Consider the following 25,890-nt stretch of genomic DNA (forward strand, 5'->3'; position numbering starts at 1 on the left):
AGACGAAATCGTATCCCTTAGGTCCACTCTGTTAAGCCGCGGGTATTAGGCGTTCCTCATACTATAAGTCCGAGCAGAAAACGATAACGAGAAATTCAATAAAGCGCTGCTTCCCAGGATTAAAGATGCCTACGAAGAAAAGAACGGAATCCTCGGATATCGCCAGATGACAATCAAACTAAACCGAGAACACCACCTGAATGTGAATCATAAACGGATATACAGGCTCATGGACATCTTACAGCTCAAATCGGTATGCCGTAGGAAGCGAAAGAATTACGTGCGGTCCACGCCTGAAATTACGGCGGAAAATATCTTGAACAGAGATTTCGAATCCACTAGGTTCGGAACCAAATGGCTCACTGACGTGACGGAAATGAAGTATGGCCTTCAGAGCAAGGCTTATTTGAGCGCGATCCTTGATTTGTCAGACAAAAGTATTGTTTCTTTTGTGGTCGGACATTCCAACAACAATGAACTTGCTTTTAGAACCTTTGATATCGCACATCAGACATACCCTGATGCTAAGCCCCTCTTTCATAGTGACCGAGGCTTCCAATACACGAGCAAAGCATTTAAGAAGAAACTGGATAATGCGGGAATGACCCAAAGCATGTCTAGGGTATCCAGGTGCATAGACAATGGCCCGATGGAATCCTTCTGGGGAATGATGAAATCCGAAATGTACTACCTCAATAAGTTCAATGCATATGAAGAACTAGAATCAGCAATTATGGAATACATAAATTACTACAATAACCATCGATACCAGAAAAGACTGAAATGTATGGCGCCCGTAGAATACAGGCAATATCTTCGAAATTCAGCGGCATAAAAAGACACCAACCAAAGTAAAAGTTGGTGTCATGGCTTTTTGTCTTTTTCACTGTCTACTTGACAGGGGCACTTCAATCCTTCGTCGGGCTTTTTCTTCTTTTTTTTGAGAGAACATGTGATTTCGCCTTCATTATTAATGACTATCCCGCGTTGTTCCAAATAACCCGTATATCCCATGATTGCTGTTGGGGTTATTTGAAAGGAATAGATTGCCGGCAGGGCTCTTCTTCACGTGAAGGCGTGGATACGAACGCTTTTCCTTGCACATGCATTCGGGATGAACCTTTTTGGTGTACCAGCTTTCGAGAATTTTGGCGTACTTTTTTCTTTCCTCGTCATTGATGTCTGTGATAGATTTCAGGCTATAGACATTCCATACATCTCTAGGGTATAGCAGACTTCCCCTCCTCTATTTAATGTTTACGTCCGGTTACTATACGAATTTCTTTTGCATAATTATACCAACATTTTGTCGAAAAAAGAACAAGAACAAGAGATATTCTCCTGCTCTTTTCGCTTTAATCACCTTGCTGAACCGCTGTCACAAAAACCAACTGCTTAAAAGAATGTGTGTTCCTGTACAATGCCAGATCGGCCGGCTAATAACAAAGCGCCACTTACTGATAAGTGGCGCTAGTTAATATTACATAGCATAGTCGATTTGAGCCTTAACTGATTTCGACTTGGATAAGTCATCTTTTGTAATTAAGTTAACGGTTTTTGATTCTCCGGACCGTATATCCAATATTGCCCCTTGAGAAGTCCCAACCCTCTTGCCATCCTCTGCATAAAAAGTGATTGTAAATCCCATCCCCTTAACATCCTTGCCTGCATTTTTCACTTCGACAGTTGCTTCCCAACCAACTGAACTTTTCTTAATTTGAAGGTCATGAAATTCAAAATCCCTAACTTTAAATACCTCGCTGGGTTTTTCATCAGGATTTTGTTGTGTAGTTGTTGGCGCTTCCTGAGCTTGTTGCGAGGTCGTTGGCGATGTTGCTGCGGAGGCCACGGCTGAAACAGCCCTGCTATCTGTTTGTTGTGTATTCGGTAATTTCGAGGAAGGTACGAGTTTTACAAATAATCCGAAAAATACAAGAATCAAGACCCCGTACAAACCTAATACTTGTTTCCGAGAAGTTGATCCACCTGGTATGATGGACGGATTAATTACTCCGAAAAATATTTGAACTATGCAAATTAACAACAGGGTAAGAAATAAAGATGATAATTTGTCATTAACCGTCGATGTGATCAAAACTATTCCGAGCAACACTGCTAATGCAAGGAGAATATATACGATCACTCTGAAGAATTTAATTATCCCGCTTCCATATGATGCAGATACATTGATTTCTTTCGTCGTGTATTCGTGCTAAACAATGGTTTGAGGCATTTCTTACAGGCATTTCTTCCGGGCTCATTAGCCGTATCGCAAAAAGCGCAAATATATAGTTTTCCCGACGTTTTCCCTGCTTTAACTTTCTGCGCTGGGAAACGATCACTGAGAAGCCATGTTCCACATTGCATGCAATATTTTTGATCTTCCTCATTCTTAGATTTGCAAACCGGGCAAACGTATAAATACAACTAAAAACTCACCTCTTTTGGGATGGACTCTGTTTTGATATAAGTAAAGCCCCCGAGGTATTCCACAGGGGCTAACGCCGATACTTCCGATCACGAAAATAATATCATGTTTTTCCAAAAAACGTCAACGAGCAATTAATAGCCGCAAAGTCGGTGGCGTGCTGATTAAATACATTTTGACATAAACGAATGCGGAGGACCGAAAGACGATGAGCAATTTCAATTGGCAGTAATAGCTGTATCAAGTAATGGTCCTTCATAAAACACCTATATTCAATCATAGGGATTCGGCAGGTTCGTTACGTTACGGAGTACTTAAATGAAAAAATGGAGCAGCCGCCGCGGCAAACTACTCCTGGATCGCTTAACTATCGTACCCTTCGTATTATGAGTTTAGCCAGATTTTACTGGTTGAACTCTTATTCATTAAGGCCGGGGTAGAACGATCGTACTTACGGTAGGAGCTTTCGTTTCCTTCATACGCTTGAAGGGTTTAAGGATTTGTTGAATATAATCAACGGGGTCCAGAGTAAAACGGGCTCCTTCCCTGTTGTCATCCTAGAATCGGATAAGCGGAACGATTTTATTGGTTACATTCGAAATTAAGGTTGGAGAAACCTCAATTCCATACAAACCTTGAAGATGGTCCTGAATGTCTCGCGTACTCACGCCCTTAGCAAACAGCGTGATAATTTGATCTTCAATTCCCGTGACATTCGTCTCATTCTTTTTGACCACAACCGGTTGAAATTCACCCAAACGATCATGAGGGACTTCGATCTCAACATCTCCGTATTCAGACGTGACTGTCTTCTTGGTGAAACCATTACGGCTGTTTTTAGTCTGCTTGTTCTTTACGTCATGCTTCTCATAACCCAGATGCGTATCCAAATCGGCTTCCAGTGCCTCTTGGAGTACATCTGCAAAAAGTTCCTTTAACGTCTTTTGGATATGCTCCGCTGACTGGAAGTTGTGCTCCTTTACGAATTGGCGATGTTCTTGCTTGGACAACAGTCCGCTACGGGTCGTCATGAATGGTTCCCTCCAACTTTGATCTATTAAGTCAGTATTGACAAATTTATCTCAGTTAGGAGGTTACACAATTTATTTTACAGACTCAAGCAGGACGGAGCTATTGTCTTGAAGGGTCCATTAATCGATTAATTCCCTTTTTTGTTGTGCTACAGATAAATCCATACCCAATTTGTTCGTAAAATTCTATAACTCATCGGGTTCTATAATCGAATCACTTGCCGGTATGATAGCCCTAATGTAACGGCTCCCTCCGGATTTGTTATATGTCCTTCCATAATCTTTTCCAGAAATGTCACTTTCTTCAACTCCGATCTTGCCAATGTAATTTTCTCCTGTCTCATAGTGACATTATCTCAGAACAGCTATAAGGTAACATTATCTCAGCAGAACTTGCACAAAACCCTTAACAGACTCATGAAAAATTATTAAACTACTTTGATATTTATCATTTCCATTCATTAATTTCTGTTAAACCAATTACTTTTTTATCCAGCACCGCTGTGTAGACCCATTTAAATACTTTTGTTTCAGAATTAATTCTGTCCGGGTATGTTATAGAAATTTTCTCTTCAACATAAATTTGATATTCATTACTCTTTTTTCCTACTTTTATATCTTCAATAGAATATTCAATTAACTTTTCTTTAATATTTTTCTTATTAAGATTGGAGATAAGCTGTTTCTGAGAATTGTATAAATTACTTTCTGGAATTAAAGAAGGCTCCACTAATGAAAAATCATTATTATTTATTGCGTCAATCAACGTTTGTTCATAATTTTGAATTAACAATTCGAGATAAAACGTATCCGCTTTTGCACTACCTTGTTCCATCAGCTCCTCTTTTGTAGGAACTGGATTAGGTGAAGGCGTAGGAGTGGGGGGGGGAGTAGAACTATCGAAATTACTTTTTACTTTAGCATTCTGTGAATTGTCAGAGAGTTTTGAAGTAGATGGATTTAGGGAACTACAAGCTGAAAGTAAAAGTAGTACCATCATAAAAAAATACAATAATAATTTTTTCATAGACTTATGCTCCTCAGACTAATATTAATCGTTCCTAAAAATCTCAGATGAAAAAACATTCCCTCCAACTTACATTATCAGTTGGAGGGTCCCACATATATTCTGACTGTATCTAATTCTTTTCTTTAGAAAGCATCTTTAGAGCGTCATTTAGCTCGTCAACATTCAATCTTTGCCATACTCCTGCTTGAATTCCTGCAGAATTGCCACTAAAGTACTTTAGATTGTTTTTAGAACCACTTCCACTTTCGGCATAAATTGCTCTTATAATTTCTTCTTCACTTGCACTATTAATATCTAGGCCACTTAATGCTGTTTTAATGACATTCGCCCCTCCAGTAGCACCATGATGGACGGACCTTGACCAAATAACATTTTTCAATGCAAAACTATGTTGGTTTGCATCAAAACCAATGTCTTTCTTTAGTTTACTTGTTGTAATATCATAATACATCACTTTCGTATAGTCGTGTTGTAATTGTAAAAATGCGCTGTTATTTTCATTTGCAATAGCCTCCCATGTACTATTGAACTTTGCACCATATTTATTTCCATCTCCTTTGTAGGAAGTAATTAATCTATTATAATAGTCATCATTCTTACCTTCCAGCCATTTAGCAAAAGATAAAGGAACATTAAAGGTACTTGCAAACTGATAGGCACCGTAAGAAGCACCTCCTACATCCCCACCCCCGCCTGAGATTGTTCCTGGTTTCCCCTTAGATTCATACTTCTTAGATAATATCCCTAACTGTGAATCATCTTCGCCCCATTTGCTAGCATCCGCTGGTCCAGATGGCTTTTCGGGACAAGACCAACCATTCTGCGCGCAAACTACTTCTTCATATGTGTACGTATTACTATTACTATCTACATACCATCTGCCAGCATCATTTTCTTTCTGCGCCCAAGTGTTACCATTCAAAGCCTCTGTCTTCAAGAAGGTTTCTTGGCTTTCCCATTTGACAGCATTCGCTGCGCCAGTTCCTTTCGGTGTAGGGTCATAAAATGCCCTTCCTGGATCTGGGGGTGATGTAGAAGCATTACTGGATCCTGTATTACTCCAGTATGAAGAACTACTTTGGGATACTTGTGTGGTAACTATTACGCTCGCTGTCCCGTTTCCGTTATCTTTGTAATCGTAGTCCGATTTCGCATTGCTCGGATTGAAATAATCTACAAAATCACGGAGATTGACAATTACCTTATTAGTACCAGTAGTATCATAATCATACGTCTTGCCATTAAGCTCTACTGTAGCCATACGAGTATCACTGCTCCAGCTTACTGATCCTCCCATTGCAGTTGCTATATCTCTTAGTCCAACCGTCGTTTTACCGGTCAAGTTGTCACCTTCGAGGGTCGTACCATCTATATCAATTGACACTGATACATGACCGCTTGGGTCAACGTGCAGGATCGGTTCATTGTTACAATACGTGTACCGATTCAACGACAATGGATCTTCAGCATGTCCTTCGTACGTATCCTCCGATATAAATCTTCCGATGTGCGGATTGTAATACCGCGCCCGCAAGTAGTAAAGTCCTGTTTTTTCATCGAAGAACTCTCCCGAGTAACGAATTTCGTTCGCATACATCTCTATAGTTAGAGTTAAATTACCGAAAACGTCATAGTCGTATTGGTTCTCGACTTGTCCCGTTTCATTAACTGTTTGTACAACATCACCATGTCCATTAAAGAGGTAGTAAGACACTTTATCTGTGCGATCCATGCGAGCAATATAGTTGATGCCGCTGATATATTTGACTACAACTTCGTCAAATTCGTTAGTCTCCAATATGACGTGTTGTTGGTCATACAGATAGTTGCTTACTTTAGGCAAGTAGTCATCCTTGGAACTACGGATGGTTTTTTTCGTTCGCAAATCGTCTCCGTTATAAACATATTCAACGGTCACGCGCTCTTCGGCCTTAACCTGTTCGACTTGCTTGAGTCGGTTGAACCCGTCGAACGTATTGCTCACCTTCTCGATCAAGGCATCCAGCGCATCATTCACTTCGTCACCGTATAAGTTTCCGCCGGTGACCTGGTGCATGCTACGCGTGTGCGGGCGAAGGTAGCTTACCTTTTGGCGCAGTTCGTTGCCGTTGTCGTCATACAGGTAACTGGTTGTCTTCTCCAGCAGCTTCTTGCCTGCGTCGTCCTGCATCGTTTCGACGAGCTGCAGCAGTTCGTTCGCATTGGAGTAGACGTACTCGCTTTTCTTGATCGTATACTTCAGTTCTGTCTTGTCGTTCGGATCGATGTAGCTGCTCGGCTGAGCTGAAGTGTACGTTTCGCTGAACGACTGGCGATTACCCGCGTGATCGTACGTGTACACGGTCGTCTTACCCGGAGCCTCAACCTTCTCGATGCGGCCTGCTGCGTCGTAGCTATAGTTCGTCGTGCCGAAGCTGTCGGTCTTCGTGACTTGTCGTCCGGCATCGTCATAGGTGTAGCTGTAGGACGAGATTTCGCCGCCGCCCTGTTTTTTGTTCGTCAGCTCCAGCAGCTTGTTGTTCTTGTCATAGACGTATGTTTCCTGTACGCCACCCTCGTATACGATGGCTTTGCGGTTTCCGTTCGCGTCATAACGATACGTCGTCGTTTTCCCTTGGAAAGCGACCGTTTCCATTCGGCTTGTTTTGTCGTAGGTGTACATTGTCGTCGCGCCAGTCTTATCCTTGATCGACCCAATGTTGCCGACCTCATCGTACGTGTACTCCAGTTGTATCGCGCCGTCTTTCGTAAGCATCACGAGTTGGTTTTTCTCGTCGTACGTGTACGCGCTCATACCGCTCTCGTCGGTCATTCCGCTGCGGTTGCCTACAGCATCGTACGTGTAGCTTATTTTCTCATCCGTTTCCACAACCGTCTTGCTAAGCAGCAAATTGTGGCTATCGTACACGTAGCGGGTGTTCCGGCCGTTGCGGTCGGTCATGACGGCCACGTTCTGAGTCAGATCGTAACGGTATGTCACTCTCCGGTTCATCGCATCGGTCGTTTCCTTCAGCAGCCCAAATGTTCCGTATTCGTACTGCGTAACCTTGCCTCGACCGTCGATCATGTATAGCTTGTAGCCAGACTTATCGTAGCCGTAGGTCACTTCTACGCCGAGCGGGTCGGTTACTTTAAGCAGCTTGCCCGCGGAATCGTACTCATAGCTCTGTACATTGCCGAGCGCATTCGTTTCCTTCGTCTTCTGCCCCGCCGGGTTGTACTCCACCTTCGTGGTGAACAGCGACGGATTGTTCTTTGCCGCAATCTCCGGATCAATAGTGAGCACCACCCGGTTGGCCAAATCATACGTATACACCACACCGTATCGCTTCTCATCCGAACCGGCGGAAGCGTAGCCTTTGGCGTCGATCTTTTTCACGACATTCCCATTCTCATCATAAATGTTCTTGCTGACGATGACGTTATACGGGTCGGTTACGGTTGACAGTCGGTTAAGCTTGTCATACGAATATGTCATACTGTAGCCTTTAGCGTTCGTCTCGCTTGTTTTGTTGCCCGCAAGGTCGTAGCCGTAGGTCAGCGTCTTATTCGACGCATCCGTTATCGATTTCAACCGATTGACGCTGTCGTAGGCATACTTCGTTTCATTTCCACGTTCGTCGCGTTCTGACACCTTGTTGCCGTTCTCGTCGTAGCTATACAGTTTGGATACGTCAGCCCCGTTAACCTGGCGCGTCACTTTCTTCAACTGGTTCAATGCATCATAGGTGTAAAGGGTCGTATACGCGGCGTGATTCCCCGTATCTGAAGCATCAAACGCATAGGCCCGCGGGTCGATCTCCTTCGTCCGGTTGCCTGCCGCATCATACTCATAACCGGTGATCTGCCGGATTTTGCCGGGATATTCCGCATCCTTCAGTTCGACAGCCGCGGCATAACCCGTATCCGCATCCAAGACGTTCTCGTCCATAAACCGAATCCGCTGGATCAAGCGGTCCATCCGGTCGTATACATATTTCTCCGTATCGTATTGACCCATATCCCGAAGCTTTTCCAGCTTTACGAGATTCCCGTTTCGGTCATAATCATTTTTGGCAAATGCGCCACTACTATCCGATATGGTGTTGACGAGGTTATTATCGTAATAAGTGTAGACCGTTTCCCGGTAAAAGCTCTTGTCTTTCGAACTGTTCAAGCTCTTCTTCAAGACGTTGCCGACTGGATCGTACGCGTATCCTTCGACCGCATAGACGGTGTTGCCGCTTGCGTCGAGCTCCAACGGAACCCGCTTCTCGATCAACCGATTCGCCGCGTCATATTTCAGCAGCGTGACACTTCCCCGCTTGTCCTTCTGCGTGACCAGATTGCCCGCTAAATCGTATTTGGATTCAACCGTGTTTCCTTCGGCATCCTTTACCGTTTTCTCTTTGCCAAAGGCGTTATATTCAAACGTGGTCGTAAGGCCGAGCTGGTTCGTTTCCTTCGTCTTCCGCCCCAGCTTGTCGTAGGCGTAACTTATGGTTCCGCCATCGGCAAAGGTCACTTGCTCAAGCGTGCCTTCGGAATGATACGAATACAACGTTGCGTTGCCACGGGCATCCGTCAGCTTCGTAACATGACCGAGCGCGTCATACTCAACCAACGTAACGTACCCGAGCGCATTGGTTGTGCGGATGACCTGGCCCAGCCCGTCATAGTCGTATTCTGTTCCCTTCGACGTATTTACATCGCCGGTATATTGAACCCCGTTCACCTGCTTCTTCACTTGCCCGCGTGGGGTATACGCGATGTATTCGATCCCCGTGCCGTCCGGGTCCGTTGTAGAAATGCGGCGGTTTAACGCATCGTAAGCATACGTCATGCCCGGCATCGCGTTTAGCTGCTGCGGCGCATCCTTCGCCGGATCGTAATCCTTAGGTGCAATCTGCTTGATCAGATTTCCCGCCGCATCGTACTGATAACGAGTTACCGCAACACCGCCGCTTGCCGCCGGAGACTTCTTGCGAATGGCCCGATCCAGTTCGTCGTACTCAAAGCGAGTGGACACGTTCTTGGCGTCGATCTGCTCCGTCAAGTTTCCTTTCAGGTCATAGCGGTACACCGTTGCGGCTTTAAGCGGATCGACCTTCTTCGTCGGGCGCAGGTCGTAATCGTACTCGAACTGTGTAGTTTGCCCAAGCGTATCGGTCTGGCTCTTCTGCTTCCCATTCTTATAGTAGCTGTACACGGTGGTGGACTTCACCCGGTCGAAGTAGACGTTATCGAAGGTAGCCTTCAATAGCTGCTCGGCGCTGAGATCGGATGTCTTCACGAGCAGTGATTCCTGAACGAGACGGGACTGCACGTCGTACACATAACGACGCACCTCATACTCGTCATCTGCAGTCTTTTGTAGCTTGGCGATCACATTTCCGGCCCGGTCATACTCTTGCACCGCTTCTCGTCCATTAGAACCGGACACCTTGGTCAACCGTCCCGCCTTGTCGTATGTGTTCTCGATACGGTCCCCCATCGAAGTCTCCGAATCGTTCTGTGTAGCGAACGTTTCGCTGCTCAATGACCGGTTGGATTCATCGTAATGCAACTTGGTCAGCTTGGAATACTTATCGCCACCTTCTGTGCGAATAAATTCCTTCTTGCGGATTAGATTGCCTGAGGGATCATAGGCAAACGTCTTCACGTTCCCTTCCTGGTCCTTACTCTCGATAAGCTCGCCCTTCGGCGAATAGCGCGAGCTCTGGCTCGTGCCATCCGGATATTCGATCAGATACGGCTTATTAAAGATGGTCAGATAAGTGACGATGACATGACCCAACGGATCTGTCTTGGCGATTTTTGCTTTACCGCTCAGGTCGTAATCGGTGCTTTCCTTGGAACCATCCGGATACGTCTTGTCCTTGAGTAAGCCATTCAAATAATATGTATACCGGGTCGTATGTCCTAACGCATCCGTTTCCTCTGCCACATGGCCTAAGACATCGTATTGGTAACGCATCGAAACCGCCTGCGTCCCGTTCTTCCGGTTTTGCGACAGTATCTCGGCAGATACTTCCACGACTTTCCGGTTGTTGTAATCGTACGTGAAGACCTTCCCGATCGATAGCTGCGGCTGGTTTGCATTGTAGCCTTCTCCGTCCGCATCCAGCACAAGATTGCCGCGGCTATCGTAGGCTCTGTAGTTTGTAACCTCACGCGTCTTGCCGTCAAATACGGTGCGCTTGACAGGCCGGTTCAACGCATCGTATTCATACTCTGTTCCTGCCGCTTGATCAAAGTCTTCAGCGGCAAAGCGCGGATCAACCTCCTTGATCCGGTTGCCGTTCGAATCGTAGGCGTATCTAGTCACTTGCCCCAGCGGATCGATCTTCCGAACTACGCGGCCAAGCCCATCGTATACATAAGTTTTCGTCTGCGGAACACCATGTACCGTTAACGTTTCCGTGAGCAAATTGCCTTTCTTATCATACGTATACTGTGTCTTCTTGAAGCTTTGCCCATCATCGCCATAAGGCTCTACCTTCTCCACCGGCTTGTTGCGGTAACTATACGAATACTCTGTCGTATCGTAGCCGCTTCCGTTATACGACTTGTCCTTCGTCACATTGCCTACGTCATCCCGCTCGTATTTTCGAAGGTACGAGCCGTATTCCGCATAGCCGCCAGTTGCGTCCGGCTCGCGGTACGCACCGCTTTCTTCAATGACATTGCCTGCATAGTCGAATAGCGAGGTGGTTACTCGAAATTTCGTTCTGCCCGCATCCGCATACTCCACCGTCTTTATCTTGTTTCCGTTATGATCATAATCGTACGCCGTCACGCTGCTGCGGGACTCGTCTATTTGAATTGACTGTTCCGAAACCCGATTCATCGCGTCGTAAACATAGGATATGTCCGAAGCGAGACGATCCTCCCCGTTCACGATCCTGCCTTGCTTCACCCGTTCCACATTGCCTGCGGCGTCATAGGTCGAATCCGTATAGGTAATGTCTGATTCCGCTCCGAGCTGGTAATTCTTGCTCCGGGTAACCCGGCCTAATGCATCAAACTCGAACTGCGTAACCCTGCCGCCGGGTTCTTGCTGCCTGGATACTTTGCCCAGCGCATTGTAGCTGTACGCTGTTTCATTGCCAAGCGCATCGCGCTTCAGCCGCTGTCGTCCCAGAGGGTCGTAGACGAGTTCTGTCGAGTTATTCCGGCCATCCGTCTCAAGCCGCTTGTTACCCACGTAGTCGTAGGTGTACGTCGTCGTATCGAACCCGCTCTTACCCGCCGTCACCTCGGTCTTGCGAAGACGATCCATGATGTCGAAATACATGCGCTTCTCGTAGCCTTCTTCGTCCACCATCGTCATTAGCAGCGGTGTATGTTCATCTGCGCCTAAAGTGTAACGAATGGAGACCGTCCCTTTTTCCGCCTGATCGTTCTCAAAGTACGACTTGGACACCAAGCGAGAGCGGCTATCGTAGGCAAACCGCGTGCTATGCCCATTGGCATCGATCTCTTTGATTTTGTTCCCCTTGGCGTCGTATTCCGCGCGCGTCAATACGCTCCAGTCCCCGTTCTTCAGTACGCTAGCTTGGATCAGATTGCCTTGGATGTCGTACTCGTTCTGGAGCGTGTTTCCATCCGGGTCGGTATATCCAATGCGCATGTTCGCATACGGCTGCTGTTCATACCGGAACGTCTTAGCACTGTTGTCCGCGAGCGTCGTCTTCACCAAGCGTCCCAGCACGTCGTACTCATTCGAGGTTCGGTTGCCGCGCGGGTCGACCTCCGCCGTCCGTTGCCCCGTCTGCAGATTGTACGCATACGTCTTAGCCAGCTCCCGCCCGTCCAACAAGCTGTACTCCTTGGTCACATACGCCCCTTGCGTGTCCGCGCCGTCCGCATCCTTGCCGTACTCATACCGCGTCTCGAACGCTTGCCCGCTTGAGGCTACTGACTTGCGTATTACGTTACCGTAGCGGTCATAGTCGTAGTCCGTCACGACGGAGCCGCCCGCCTCCAGCGGATTAACTCTCGTCTCCTTCGTCACATTCCCCAGCGCGTCGACCGTGTAGATAGTTTGGCTTGTCTGGTCCTGCGCCTGCTTCCATGTCTTCTGGGTCAAGGCATGGAATTTGTCGTAGGCATAGGCATATACAACGGTGTGCTCGGAATCTGCCGGATAACCGGAATCGCCGCGGGCTGCCTCGGGACCGGTATAGTTCGTCAAATTGCCGTATTCGTCATACCGGTAGTTCTCGATTTTCCGCACCGGTGTATCCGAGCTTTGTCCATCCACCGTAGGGTACAGGGCCGTTTCCTGCTTCTTCACCAGCTTCATCTCGTCGCGTTCATGAGTAATGACCTCCTTGTGGTCCGTCCCCAGCTTCTCGGTGACGACGAGCTCGTGAATCCCGTTGTACGTGTACTTCGTGAGATTGCCCCGAATGTCCGTAAGCTCCGTATAATACCGATAAGTATCCTTCAGGTAGCTTTGGCTGTGCTCCTTATAGCCCTCATAGCCGTAGCCGTCCGCTTCGTTAGTATATGTATACTGCGTCTTGTCCTTAACCTCGGTAACGAACTTATCCAGAAACTGTGCTTGCCCCGGATCAAAGCCCTTCTTCACCAGCTCCTTCTGCTCAAACATCTTCCTGTATTGCATTCTGCCTTCATTCAAACGCTTCGTATAGCTGTTATACACATAGCGTTTAATACGATTCGTCTTGGTATAGTCGATCTGCACCAGATTCTCGTGACGATTGTATACCAAATATAAATCTTTCCTAAGGAATGAAAAACCGAGATCCTGCTGCTCGTACCAGTAGTGGTACTTCACTTGGCCATCCGTATCGAACATGCGCTGCAGCCTGGTGCGCAATACATGCTTGGAAGGACTGACCAGTACGGCGGATTTGTCGTAAATGAGCTGCTTATCCCCTGGAAGTCGAATGATGACCTGAAACTTGCCCTGCAAGTCCCCGGAATCGACCGAGTTCGGATTTTGCATCGCGTTATAGCTGTTCTCCGCCCCGTACGATCCGCTCCCGATCGGTGAAACGGTGAATGTTGCGTCTTCCTTATACTCGATTGTGATCACGCGACCTATCGTGTCGGTAATGCTGGACAGAAGCCGCTTACTGATGTCCTGGCCATCTATGGTATACGTTAGCGTGCTATATTCAAACTTGATGGTGTTGCCGTACCGGTCAACGATTCCCAGAAGCCGCCCGTCCTCGGCAAAATACGTCTTCTTCCCGTCCTTGCCGGTCATGACGAGCTTCGAAGTGCCGTCGGTCTGTCCGTTACTGTATTCGGTCGTTTCCTTGACGATGACGTCTTTGATCGTTTGCCCTTCGAGCAGATAGACGGACTTGCCGTCGACCATCGCATTTTGGAGCCGATACACATCCCCGCTATCCGTATGCAAAAAGTTATGGCTTGTACCGTCGTCGTTCTTCCTTACTTCAATTGATGGAAAAGAGAACCGCATGCCGATACCCATGTTATACCGGTCCTCATAGAACGAAGACGTTTTCGGGTCAGATTTGACATAATCGACCCATGCACCGTCGACATACTTCACATTCATCTCTTGTACGTTGGATATGCCACTCTTATAGATGCGTTTGATTTCAAGGTCCAATCCATTCCGTCCCGGCAGCACATAATCCGTCTGGGTCAACGTCAGCTCGCCGCTCTGCGGACTGATGCGCTCTTCCGACTCGTTGTGCCTCAAGTACACCGGCGACAGCATCGTATTATACTGCTGCTTCGGACCAACCAGATTATTCAGCTGCTCATCCAACGTTTCGGCGTGCGCCAATTGAACGGAGCTTATGCCCATCCATAAAAAAACACCAAGCGCTACGAATTTTTTGAACTGTCTCAAAATATCACCTCCTGCCTATCCCGATTATCCGTTATATTTTCTGTTCCAATAGTCGGCCATGATCGCTTCCGGAGTCGTACCGGACTGTTTCTTCCCGATAATGATCTCCGGCGTCTCTTCGACCTTTCCTGCAAGGACGAATGCCTCTGCTACCTGCTGCTCCGTCAGCTTCGCCGTTTGCGTATACCGGTTCATCTGCTCCGCCGAGATTTGTACACGGGGAAGCACCCCGGCCCCATTCAAGATGTCCAGATCAGCGCTCACATCCTTCCACGATTTCCCGCCCTCCACCTTGCTCCTCAACAAATCATTGAACGGTTGACCGGAAACGAATGCAAGGCGGTCGGCAATGATGATGTCGCTTGAGGTAATGCCGGCTGTCATGGTCAGGCTCTCCAGTTCTTTCGAATCGAAGGCCCGCGGTTGAAACGCAGCATGATTGCGGCCATAGTCTTGAAAAATGCCCTCCCACGCCTTGCCCGATTCCTTCAGCAGGACGAATGCCTCCAAGTCCTTTTTTTGCCCGTAAGCTTGATACAAAAATTCATACGCGATAAGCAGATCGGGTACGCGATGGCCCAGCATCATAAGCCGCTCCAGCTCGTCCTTCATTTTCGGATGCACATCCCGTTTCGCAAGCAGACTCTTATAATTAGTGACGTTACGATCGTAATTAGCCAGGTCGGATTGCTTGATGTAATCCAGCAAGGTTTGGGAAATTACGATCTCGCTGACTGCGTCGGAACTCTCGACAGCAAAGCCCGAAGTAACCGCCGCTGCCGTCACGACTTGAATTGACGTCCCAGTCCCGGTTGCTTCCTTATCGCCCGATTCCGACGATGCGGTTGGCTCCTCAAACGGCCCGGTCAGCGCGTTCGACTGGAACGTGGACGCCATTTCCACGCCCGCTTGCATTATAACTCCGAGCAGAAGGAGCACCACCACCCAATGGGATACTTTCCGTTTGTTCATGTTTATCTTCATCTGTTCATGTTCCCCTCTTAGAACGGCTTGTTTGGATTAAGCGCGTTTAATTCCTTCTGAATCTGATCTGCCGGGTTGACTGGCTTCACATCCTTCACGGATGGAACCGGTACGTCAGGAAGTGGCGAATCCCTTACTTTCGTCTCTTTGTTTTGGACCGATGATAGACTGCCGCCGCTCATGGGATCGTCTTTCAACCCTTGATTATCAGCTTTGATTATTTCCAGCAGCTCTTGCTCTAGCGAAGACACGGTAACGATGCGATCCGGCGTTATCCCCGCCAGCTTGTCGGCCTTGGCCTTCAGATAAGCATCCTTATCCTTAAGGTAGTCCTCCAACTTCAGCTCTGCTTGCAGGCTCAGCAAATATTCATCCAGCACGGCTTCCATGCTTCCGAATGCGCTCTTCAGCTCCAGCATAAATACAATCGCCGCCTGAGTCTGGAAGCCTTCGGCCAGCTTCCGGTAGGCTTCTGCCTTGTCCTTCCCTTTCCTGTCGGGCAGCAGCTCGGCAGAAGGCCGTTCTACCAACGGCTTGCGGTCGGTGTCCGTCAGCTCCTGCAGCTGCGACTGAACCCGCTCGGCCAGAAGCTTCGCTTGCATGATCTCCTCGTGGCTATATCCCTGCTCCATCAGTTGCTTGATCAGCTCATCCCCCGTCCCGGCTTGTGCCAGCAGGCTGCTGCGCTGCTCCTTCTGCGCTTCAATACCGTTCGGATGACGGTTCTTTAATACTTCGAGCACCTGGTTCCAGCTCAGATCCGTATGCTTGATCCGCAGGATCTCTTCCGTTCTGACTCCAGTCAGATTCGATATTTCTGCTGCCGCTCTGGCTTCATCCCCTGACTGTGCAAGTGTCTGTTGCGGATGAGAGGACAAGAACGGGAACACATAGAAGACTTGCGACAGAAGGGTGACTCCCAGGAGAATCACCATGACCTTCTTTTGCGTTTCCGATAAACGTTTCCTCAAAGGGTTCACCTCAAAAATGTAAATTATTTGACGATGACATCCATGGAGGATTGTCCGTCGATTTTGGATTTGAATACAATGCCGGTAATTTCTCCCGACCACGAAGTGCCCGGCACAATGTTTTGCTTCACACGGTACACAATTTTTCCAGGGGCGTACTCGACCATCAGGTTAGACCCCGGTATGCTGCCGGAAGCAGTGTCTGCATTAGGGGTGTAGTTGTAGAGATCTACGACCTCCAATTGATCCGGGTTGTATGTCACTTCAAACGTCAGCTCGCTGAAATCCTGCACATTCGCTGCCAGCAGCGAAAGGTCAAAGGTTTTGTCTTTCACTCCATTCACGATATACGTCGGGCTGGTCGTGCTTTTAACAAGCGACGGGCTCCATGCTGTAACGCCTGTAATGTTTTTAGCGCGAATCCGGTACGTGTGCGCCGTTCCCGGCGCAAGCGGCGTATGCAAATAAGTGACATCGGCTCCCGCACTCACCGTTTTCCCATCAATCTCGATATCGTAACCGTCCGCTCCGGTGATCTTCTTCCAATGCAGCTCGATCGAAGTATTCGTAGCGACAGCCTCTAAGCCCTCCGGTGCATCCGGCGGATCCGGCAGCGTAGATAACGAAAGGATTGCGACCCACTGGCTTGGCTTGTCGTTGTTTATCAGACGGATTTTGTACGTATGGAACTCATTAGCTTTCAAACCCGCATGCTGGTATACCGTATCTTTGCCGATATTTTGCAAAACGCCGTCTACTTCAATCTCATACTGTGCATTCACGGCTACCGTATCCCACGAGACCGTGATGAACCGATTGGTCACGACGGCAACCATGTTGGTCAAAGACATGCCTTCTTCGCTATGCTGCGGGAGTGTGGTCATCGAGGCCACAGCACTCCAATCGCTGTACCCACTAATATTTTTGGCGCGAATTCGGTAGGAGTGCTTGCTTTCCGGAGCAAGTCCCGTGTGAATATAGGAGTTGTCAAGGACAGTTACGATCGACTGTCCGTCAATCTCGACTTCATAACTATCCGTATTGGCCGGTTTAAACCACATCACGTTAATCGCCGTCTCATCCGAAGTTGATATGATATTGGTAGGAGTCAGCGGTTTTTCCGGATGGGTCGTCACATGAATCGGCTGGCTCCAGGCGCTATAACCCCCGGCATTCTTGGCTCGAACTTGGTACGTATGTCCGGTGAGCGGGTCCAGTCCCTCATGAACGTACGATGTAGCCGCACCGTTATCCATTCTGAGTCCGTCAACGTAGATCTCATAAGCGTCCGCTCCTTCAGTCGAATCCCACGTCACCGTAACGTTTCGGATGGCGGGCTGTGCTGTCACGTTCGCCGGGACTGAAGGAGGATACGGCAAAGTTCTACTCTCGACAGGCTGGCTCCACTCGCTGACACCGCCCGCATTGCGGGCTCGAATTTGGTACGTGTGATTCGTTAGCGGCTGCAGCCCCCGGTGCACGAACGACGTCTGTGTCATCTCGGTCACGCTTCCATCAGCCTTTACATCGTAGCTTACAGCCCGGGCAACAGTATCCCATGTTACTGTCATCTCCGTTTGCTGTGGACTGGTCAGTATATTCGATGGCACCGCCGGAGGATAAGGCAAGGTGAATGGCGTGATCGATGTACTCCAGTTCCCGGTTCCCCCTGCATTTCGCACTCTGACGCGATAGCTGTGTTGGGTCTCAGGTTCCAGACCGCTGTGCACATAGGTAGTTGACGTGCCGTTGTCGATTCGAACGCCGTCCGCTTCGATGTCATAACTGGCTCCCGCCGTTGTAGGCCATGTCACTTTGATCGATCTTTGGGCCGGCTCAACCACAAGATTCACAGGCGGACTTGCAAGTGTAGTCGCGGTGATCGCCGCACTGAAGGCTGTTTCTTCCCCGATCTGATTTCGGGCTTTAGCCTGCAATGCATACCCCGTGTTCGGCGTCAGACCTTTGACGGTTATTCTCTTATTCACGGGAGCGATCCAGACCGGACTTGCGGTCAGATTCCCTGATGCATCGACATATTGTCCGTTTGCTACCAACTGGTATTCGGTAGCGGATGGATTGCCGTCGCTGACGGATAGTTCCAACGTATCTTCACCGGCTTGGCTTGCGGACAATGCGGGTATCTGTGCTTTCGTATACATCCGCTGCACTTGGCTGGCGATATGTCCAACGGCATCCTTGGCTTCAAGGGTTACCGAGTAACCGGTACCGGGCAATAAATTGTTTTTCTCCGAGGATGTGGCAGTCGTCCACGCGCCTGCTTCTGAATCGATCGTAAACCGGTACGGGCTGCTATCCAAACCGGAGATGGCATCTGTAGCCGTCATAGACACGGAAATACTGGTCTCTGTTGAGTTATAGCTTACGTTTTCAATCGCTGGAGGCGACTTGTCCACGAGCACGCTTACTGTTTCCGATGCCGTATTCGCACTGCCGCTACCACTAGTGAATCTCAATGAGTGTGCCCCTTCCGACAATGCACTAATATCGAGCGCACTGAAGCTCACCGTTTGCGGCGTGGCCGTGTTGGATATGATTCGCGTATCCCGAGGAGCAGTCTCGGAGTCGAGATAGTAGGATACGCTCAGTGTGCCGCCTTCAGGATCCGATACTGTAACGGTCGGAACAACGGAGGCAAGCTCGCTGACCGGTTGATTCGGACTAGGCGATACAATCGTGATTTGCGAATAATCATTAATCATATGTGGAATCGCGGATAATTGGACAGCGGAAAGAGCATTGCCAAATATACTAAGTGTCCCCAAAGCTTCGACTGGAATGCGATCCTTGAGCACAGCTCCTGTAAGATCATCCACAATCTTTAGCAGATACCTTGTTTTTGTGACAGGCCGCTGGCCGGTGGCATAGACAGGTACTTCTTCAGGGACATCACATTCGCACTCATCGTTCCATATAGGTTTTCCGGTTTTTTCGTAATGATCGATATATTGGTATTCCTCTAATACCTGATAGTTTTCGGAGTAGCTGATCACTGCTTTGTCGTCAAAAGTATAGGTAACGGGAATATCGTAGGCTCCATTAAGGATGGTAGCCGACTTGTCTCGCATGTTGATTTTTACGTATACATCAGAGTTTTGTTCTACCGTAGGCTGGCACGAATTAGTAAAGAAATTCGGATACTCGGGTGAAAGGCGACCACAAAACATATACATCATCCCCGTATTTCGAGAAAGACGATGCGGTATCGCCCGTGTTCCTGATGTCAAGTATTTGCCAAACGATCCAGATCCGAAAGGACCGCTGTAACTAGTTTCATTTATAACGTATACTTGACCATAATAATGATATAATATTGATCCTTCGGCGGAAGCATCAATAAAATAGTCATAGTTTACAATATTCGACAATCTCCTGACAGTAGTTACTGCCCCAGTTGAATATCTAAAAAACATTACGTCGTCGTAATATTGAAAGTAGATTCCATCAACCGTATCTTTTAACTTGGTTGGATAATATCCGCTTCCGGGAGCTGACCAAATCAATGAAGTCGTGCCAGATTGTGGATCAACAGCATATAGCTTACCGGTTGAATAGGTAGAATCCCCAAAATAGACCTTCCCATCACTGCCAACAAGAATGTTTTTCCCTGAGGAATTTTCTAAAACAACACGGTTGATAGAAGTGGCAATATCGTATTCATAAAGGTTTCTTCCGCCTGAGGAACCCCGTGCCAGATAATATAATTTATTGTTCGGCCCGACCCCCGCCCCGACTAAATCATCGTCCACAAACTTGGTATTTTCGAAGATTTTCACCCGATCAGTGGTGTAATCGTATGATGCAAACTTGGCAAAATAATGAAGACATCTACCATCAGCAAAATAACTGGCACATTCGTCGGTTCTAGTTATGTAATAAAATTTTGTATCCTTTCTTTGGTTGATTGGATTTTCCAGAGTTAAAGCATCCATATTGCCAGCCACTAGCTGCGTAGCCGTATTCGTATTCACTGTCAGGTCCGCATAAGCTACGTTAGTGAATGAAACCAGAAATATAAGGAATAACATGAAAACGTTATGTAATTTTTTCATTTGTCCTCCTTCCTACATATGGAGGGGCTTGATTTAGTCAGCCCCTCAAATCAACGCTATGTGCCATATCCCATCGAATTTGTCTTATTCTATCGTATACGTCACCTTAGGGTACTCCCCGCTCGTAATACACTGGAACTTGATGCTGTTCACAACAGTCTTGTCCGCATTACGGATTCGGAAGACGATTTTCCCGGGAACAGATTCCTCCACCGTTATATTCGTTCCCGCAATGTCCCCGGCAGACAGCTCCAATTCCGGAGTAATAGCGCTTAAATCCAGCACTTCCAACTCATCCGGCCGGTACAAAACCGTAACCTTCCGTTCGGTTACACCATTTTTCTTAGGAGCTACCACAATAAAATTGAACATCGTATCCTTTTCCACGGTTACCGTTAACTCAGGGGTCGTAATTTTCTGCACCTTGTCCGTCCACTCGCTTGCTGCCTGACCGTTGTTAGCTCTCACCCGGTAAACGTGCATCGTATTCGGCTCCAGACCGCCATGCGTATAGTTGGTTCCTGCGGTGCCCTCTAGCACTTGGCCATCGATTTCGATGTCATAACCGCTCGCATATGCGGATGGATCCCAAGTTAACGTGATAGAGCCCGTAGTGGCTGTTGCCTTCACATTCCGCGGTTTATCAGGAGCCGTAATAATGATAACGGATACGCTCCAGCTGCTCAGATCGCTCCACTCGCCGGCCCCATTTTCATTTTTGGCCCGAATACGGTACGTGTGCTGGCTGTTCGGCGCCAGATCCCGATGAACAAACACGGTATCCGGACTGTTATCTATGATGGTACCGTCCGCTTCGATATCGTATCCCGCAGCTCCAGACACCGTATCCCAGCTAACGGTTATTTCAGAGCTCGTGGTCGACGCCCGAATATTTCCCGGGATTCCCAGTTGCGTTGATTTGCTTAAAGCCTCGCTCCATTCGCCTACGGATTCGGACGCTCTCGCCCGGACTCTGTATACATGCCAGGAGTACGGCGAAAGACCCGTATGCGTATAACTTGTGCCGGTTCCTGCATCAACGACTTCTCCGTCGATAAACAAATCGTATCCTTCAGCTCCGGCAACCACATTCCATCGAACCGATATCGATGAGACGGTGACGGAATCAACCGCCAGCTCCGTTGTACCTAGCATCGTCTTTGCAGTCACAACGGAGCTCCAATCACCCGCTCCGCCAGCACTTTGTGTCCTGACGCGATATTGATGCGTAGTATATGGAGCAAGGTCCCTATGCTCAAACATTGGGGTTGGACCCGTTTGGACAAGACTTCCGTCCGCTTCTACCTCATAACCGCTTACTCCGGCAATGGGGTCCCAAGTTAGTGTAATCGTTCGACCGGTGGTCGAAGCGTGTACGTTTGTTGGAGCGGATAGCCGTGTAATCTTGGTTATCTTCTCGCTCCAGCGCCCTGTAGCTTTAGCGGTTATTGCGCGAACCCGGTATGTATGCTCGGAATTCGACACAAGCCCCGCGTGTACGTACGCATTCATCGTTCCGGTCGAAATTACAGCTCCATCCACTTCTATGTCATATCCTGTGGCACCTTGTACCTGATCCCATGCTACTTGAATGCTTAGCGTATCAGCTGTGGCGTGAAATCCGGTCGGGATCGCCGGGAGCGTGGTCAGCTCGATCGATGGACTCCATGGACTGGTGCCTTCCGCGTTTTTCGATCTTACGCTATAACGGTGCGTCTCATTGGGCTGCAGTCCGTTATGGATATATTTTGCGCTATCCACAGCCTGAATCGTCGTTCCGTCGATTTGAAGCTCATATCCAGTGGCTCCGGCAACGGCATCCCAGTATAGCTGAATGGAGGTTTCCGTCGCCTCCCCATGCAGATTCGCAGGAGTCCCCGTTAGCGTAGACTTTGCAATGACAGAACTCCATTTGCCAACACCGCTGCTATTTTTCGCTCTGATTTTATAAACATGCTGCGTATTCGGGTTCAGATCCGTCTCCTGGTAGCTGGTTACATTCCCGTTATCTATAATCGTTCCGGCTGTCTCGATGTCGTAACCGGTAGCCCCTCTTACGGGCAGCCATTCCACCGTCACAGAAGTGCTTATAGCTGTGGCTATAATGCCCTCGGGCAATCCGGGCAACGTCCATTTCCTGCCCCATTCCGACCAATCCCCGATTCGATATGCCGTTTTGGCTCTGACCCGGTAGCTATGTTCGGTGCCTGAAAGAAGCGGCTCGTGAAGATAGGTTGTGCGGCTGTCATTGTTTACGATTACTCCGTCTACTTCAATGTCGTAACCGGTAGCCCCATATACGGTATCCCACGATACATCGAGTGTAGTTTCCGTTGGTGTAATCTCCAGGATAGTCGTGCGCCCGAGTTTTGTAATTTCGGATACGGAAGAGCTCCATTCGCCAATAACCATTCCGTTCGTTGCCCTTATTCGGTAATTATGCAACGTTCCAGGCATAACCTCTTGGTGCACGAAGTTCGGATCAATCACACTGACAACGGTGGTTCCGTCGATCTCCACATCATATCCGGCGGCATAAGAGACAGGGTTCCATTGAACCGTGACGGTCGTTTCCGTAGAAGAAGTACCGACCTGTTGTGGTACGCCGATTGGATACAAAAGTGATTTCGGTACGACGCCCAGTGGTTGTGATGCGCTCTTCCAAGATAATTGGACACGTGAAGTACCGTTTGTCTCGCGGTATTCAAGCCGTATATCGTATCGTTTCCCGGCTTCGAATGGGATGGCCACCTGCTTAACGCTAGAATTATGTGCCTCCCAATCATCAATTATTAGATTTTCGTTAACCCAGAGCCTCGCTCCCCCGTGCGCTTCGGTGATAAGCGTATAGGTTTCAGAATAGAGCGGTTCGATCTGTCCGGTCCATCTTACAGAGAATTCGTCACCTCGAACGCCGGGGGCAGGAGAATTATGATTCCAATCAAATTCGACTTGACTATCAACACGGGTATGCTTTAGGTCTGTCAACGTTGTCTGTTCAAAATATTCTCCTTTCAGCCCCGTCCCATGCCCCGCTTCCGGTAAAGTCGATTTATAGATGACCGGACTCCAAGGTCTCGGCCCTCCAGGCAGAGTGGCTCTCACTCTATAACTATGTCCTGTATTCGGCTCCAATTGATAGTGGGTAAAGACGGTTTCCGTTACATTTGCAATGACTGTATTATCCGCTTCGATCTCGTAGTTCAAGGCCCCGGGAACTCTGTCCCAAGATAGGGTTATGCTTCTCGCCGTACTGGCAGCCTTCAGGTTCGTCGGTACTTCAGACTGAACAGTGAGGCTAATGAGGCTTGTCCAATCGCCTACTCCTTGTTCATTTCTAGCGCGTACCCTGTATGAATGCGTAGTATCGGCCATTAAATCGGCATGCTCGTATTTCGTGGCTGTCCCAAGATCGATGATACTCCCATCCACCTCAAGCTCGTATCCTAGAGCACCGGGTACAGTATCCCAAGTTACGGTTACTGTCCGATCGATTGCGTTCGCTTGAAAATTGGCAGGGACACCGCCTCGCGTTATTGCGTTCAAAACAGGGCTCCAATCTCCCGTAATTTCAGGAACTTTCGCCCGCACGCGATATGTATGAGTTGAATTGGCGGCAAGCGGCTGGTGAACATAAGTTAATCCCGAAGTGATATCGACAATCTGTCCGTCTACCTCGACGTCATATCCTGCCGCTCCCGGAACTGCATCCCATGTTATCGTAATGGACTTACTGTTAGACGAGTACTGCACATTCGTCGGAACCCCGGGAATAAAGGGTGGATACAGCTGACTTTTTGGAATAACTTCTTTAAGTTGACTCGGGCTGGACCATAGCAGCGTGATTTTGGCGGCTCCCTGGTTATCTTTGTATTCCAGCTTAATGTCGTACAATTGTCCGGCAGTAAAAGAAATTACAGTACTGTCTTTTACCATCCCGTGACCGTCCCAATTATCGATCAACAATTGTTGGCCCACCCACAAACGAACCCCGCCATGTGCTTCTGTATATAAAGTGTACTTTTCCGAATATTTCGGTTGTATTTTTCCGCTCCATCGTATAGTAAAAGCACTCTTGTCCAAAGCCGGATCAGGAGAATGTCCTCCCCAATTGAAGTTCACTTGGTCATCCAGTCGTATAATCTTTCGATCGGAGAAATCGTCGCTGTTAAAATATTCTGCCCTAAGCCCACTACCCTGTCCGGGTGTCGAAACCATTGGGGGTATAATGACCGTTAAAAATATTGACCAATCGTTATTTTTAGCACGTACCCTGTATGAATGCGTAGTATTAGGCTTCAAATCGACATGCTCGTATTTCGTGGCTGTCCCAAGATCGATGATACTTCCATCCACCTCAAGCTCGTATCCTAAAGCACCGGGTACAGAGTCCCAAGTTACGGTCACTACCCGATCGACTGCATTCGCTTGAAAATTGGCAGGGACAATACCTCGTGTTGTTGCGTTCACAATAGGGCTCCAATCTCCCGTAATTTCAGGAACTTTCGCCCGCACGCGATAGGAATGTGTTGATTTCGCGGCAAGGGGTTGATGCACATAGATTAATCCCGATGCGTTATCAACAATCTGTCCGTCTACCTCGACGTCATATCCTGTCACTCCCGGAACTGCGTCCCATGTTATTGTAATGGAGCTGCTATTGGATGAGTACTGCACATTCGTTGGAACACCAGGAACAATGGGTGGATATAGCTGGCTCTTTGGAATAACTTCTTTTGGTTGACTCGTGCTGGACCATAGCAGCGTGATTTTGGCGGCTCCCTGGTTATCTTTATATTCCAGCTTGATGTCGTATAATTGTCCGGCAGTTAAAGATATTACGGCACTGTCTTTTATCATCCCCTGACCGTCCCAATTATCGATCAGCAATTGTTGGCCCACCCACATACGAACCCCACCATGTGCTTCTGTATATAAGGTGTACTTTTCTGAATATTTCGGTTGTATTTTTCCGCTCCATCGTATAGTAAAAGCACCCTTGTCCAATGCCGGATCAGGAGAATGTCCTCCCCAATTGAAGTCCACTTGGTCATCCAGTCGTATAATCTTTCGATCGGAGAAATCGTCGCTGTTAAAATATTCTGCTCTGAGCCCACTGCCCTGCTGGGATGTAGGCCCCAATGGCATAACTGCTGACGTCGTGACATACAGAGGATCACTTTTAGCAGATGTATTGCCCGATTGGTCCGCCGCCAAAACCTCATATTTGTATGCAGTTCCCGAAGTTAGCCCCGAGTCGACGTAGTATACTTTTCCCGTTTGGTAAACATTGTTTCCTACTGTAGCGATCTGCAGATTGTTACGGTATACCGCATAAGTCACAACACCTTGATTATCTGCAGCGATATTCCAATTTAATGTAACTGAGCTGCCTGTAACTTGTGACGCATACAAATTTTGCGGAGCGGAAGGAGGAATTGTATCCGCTGATCCATTTGCGTGAACATAGTTCTGTTTGCCCAAACCCGGCAGTGCCAACGGCACTATAAGTTGGAACAACAGAAGCAACGACAA

Annotated in this window: 7 protein-coding genes and 2 pseudogenes; 1 reads left to right on the top strand and 8 read right to left on the bottom strand. The window is 48.1% G+C overall.

What is annotated here, in order from left to right; genetic code table 11:
- Positions 1-97 precede the first annotated feature (97 nt).
- A pseudogene (locus ACFQI7_RS32620) lies at positions 98-835 on the top strand (IS3 family transposase); the annotation flags it as partial.
- Between the two features lie 645 nt (positions 836-1,480).
- Here ACFQI7_RS32620 and ACFQI7_RS32625 read toward each other — a convergent pair.
- The 8 genes and pseudogenes from ACFQI7_RS32625 to ACFQI7_RS32660 all read right to left on the bottom strand — a co-directional run bounded on the left by ACFQI7_RS32625 (position 1,481) and on the right by ACFQI7_RS32660 (position 25,860).
- Complete coding sequence (locus tag ACFQI7_RS32625) at positions 1,481-2,095, bottom strand: hypothetical protein (protein ID WP_218103487.1); 615 nt, start codon at positions 2,093-2,095, stop codon at positions 1,481-1,483.
- A gap of 896 nt (positions 2,096-2,991) precedes the next feature.
- A pseudogene (locus ACFQI7_RS32630) lies at positions 2,992-3,459 on the bottom strand (transposase); the annotation flags it as partial.
- 448 nt (positions 3,460-3,907) lie between these two features.
- Positions 3,908-4,486 (bottom strand): TcaA NTF2-like domain-containing protein, encoded by a 579-nt coding sequence (locus ACFQI7_RS32635; protein ID WP_377518262.1) that lies wholly within the window; start codon positions 4,484-4,486, stop codon positions 3,908-3,910.
- Between the two features lie 112 nt (positions 4,487-4,598).
- On the bottom strand, positions 4,599-14,327 hold the full coding sequence (locus ACFQI7_RS32640; RefSeq protein ID WP_218103227.1) for a VgrG-related protein: 9,729 nt from the start codon (positions 14,325-14,327) through the stop codon (positions 4,599-4,601).
- A gap of 24 nt (positions 14,328-14,351) precedes the next feature.
- Complete coding sequence (locus tag ACFQI7_RS32645; protein ID WP_218103228.1) at positions 14,352-15,311, bottom strand: hypothetical protein; 960 nt, start codon at positions 15,309-15,311, stop codon at positions 14,352-14,354.
- A 17-nt stretch (positions 15,312-15,328) separates the two neighbouring features.
- On the bottom strand, positions 15,329-16,282 hold the full coding sequence (locus ACFQI7_RS32650; RefSeq protein WP_218103229.1) for a hypothetical protein: 954 nt from the start codon (positions 16,280-16,282) through the stop codon (positions 15,329-15,331).
- A gap of 23 nt (positions 16,283-16,305) precedes the next feature.
- Positions 16,306-19,005 (bottom strand): fibronectin type III domain-containing protein, encoded by a 2,700-nt coding sequence (locus ACFQI7_RS32655; protein ID WP_218103230.1) that lies wholly within the window; start codon positions 19,003-19,005, stop codon positions 16,306-16,308.
- Between the two features lie 1,434 nt (positions 19,006-20,439).
- Positions 20,440-25,860: a PA14 domain-containing protein gene (locus tag ACFQI7_RS32660; protein WP_377518287.1), complete on the bottom strand. Its 5,421-nt coding sequence runs from the start codon at positions 25,858-25,860 to the stop codon at positions 20,440-20,442.
- Positions 25,861-25,890: the final 30 nt, after the last annotated feature.

It is taken from the genome of Paenibacillus allorhizosphaerae (genome assembly GCF_042659105.1).
In the GTDB taxonomy this organism is placed as follows: Bacteria; Bacillota; Bacilli; order Paenibacillales; family NBRC-103111; genus Paenibacillus_G; species Paenibacillus_G allorhizosphaerae.

Bases quoted from the DNA above. Each gene is read 5' to 3' on its own strand.
- ACFQI7_RS32635 (WP_377518262.1), bottom strand. From the start codon at position 4,486: ATGAAAAAATTATTATTGTATTTTTTTATGATGGTACTACTTTTACTT.
- ACFQI7_RS32645 (WP_218103228.1), bottom strand. From the start codon at position 15,311: ATGAAGATAAACATGAACAAACGGAAAGTATCCCATTGGGTGGTGGTG.
- ACFQI7_RS32655 (WP_218103230.1), bottom strand. From the start codon at position 19,005: ATGATTAATGATTATTCGCAAATCACGATTGTATCGCCTAGTCCGAAT.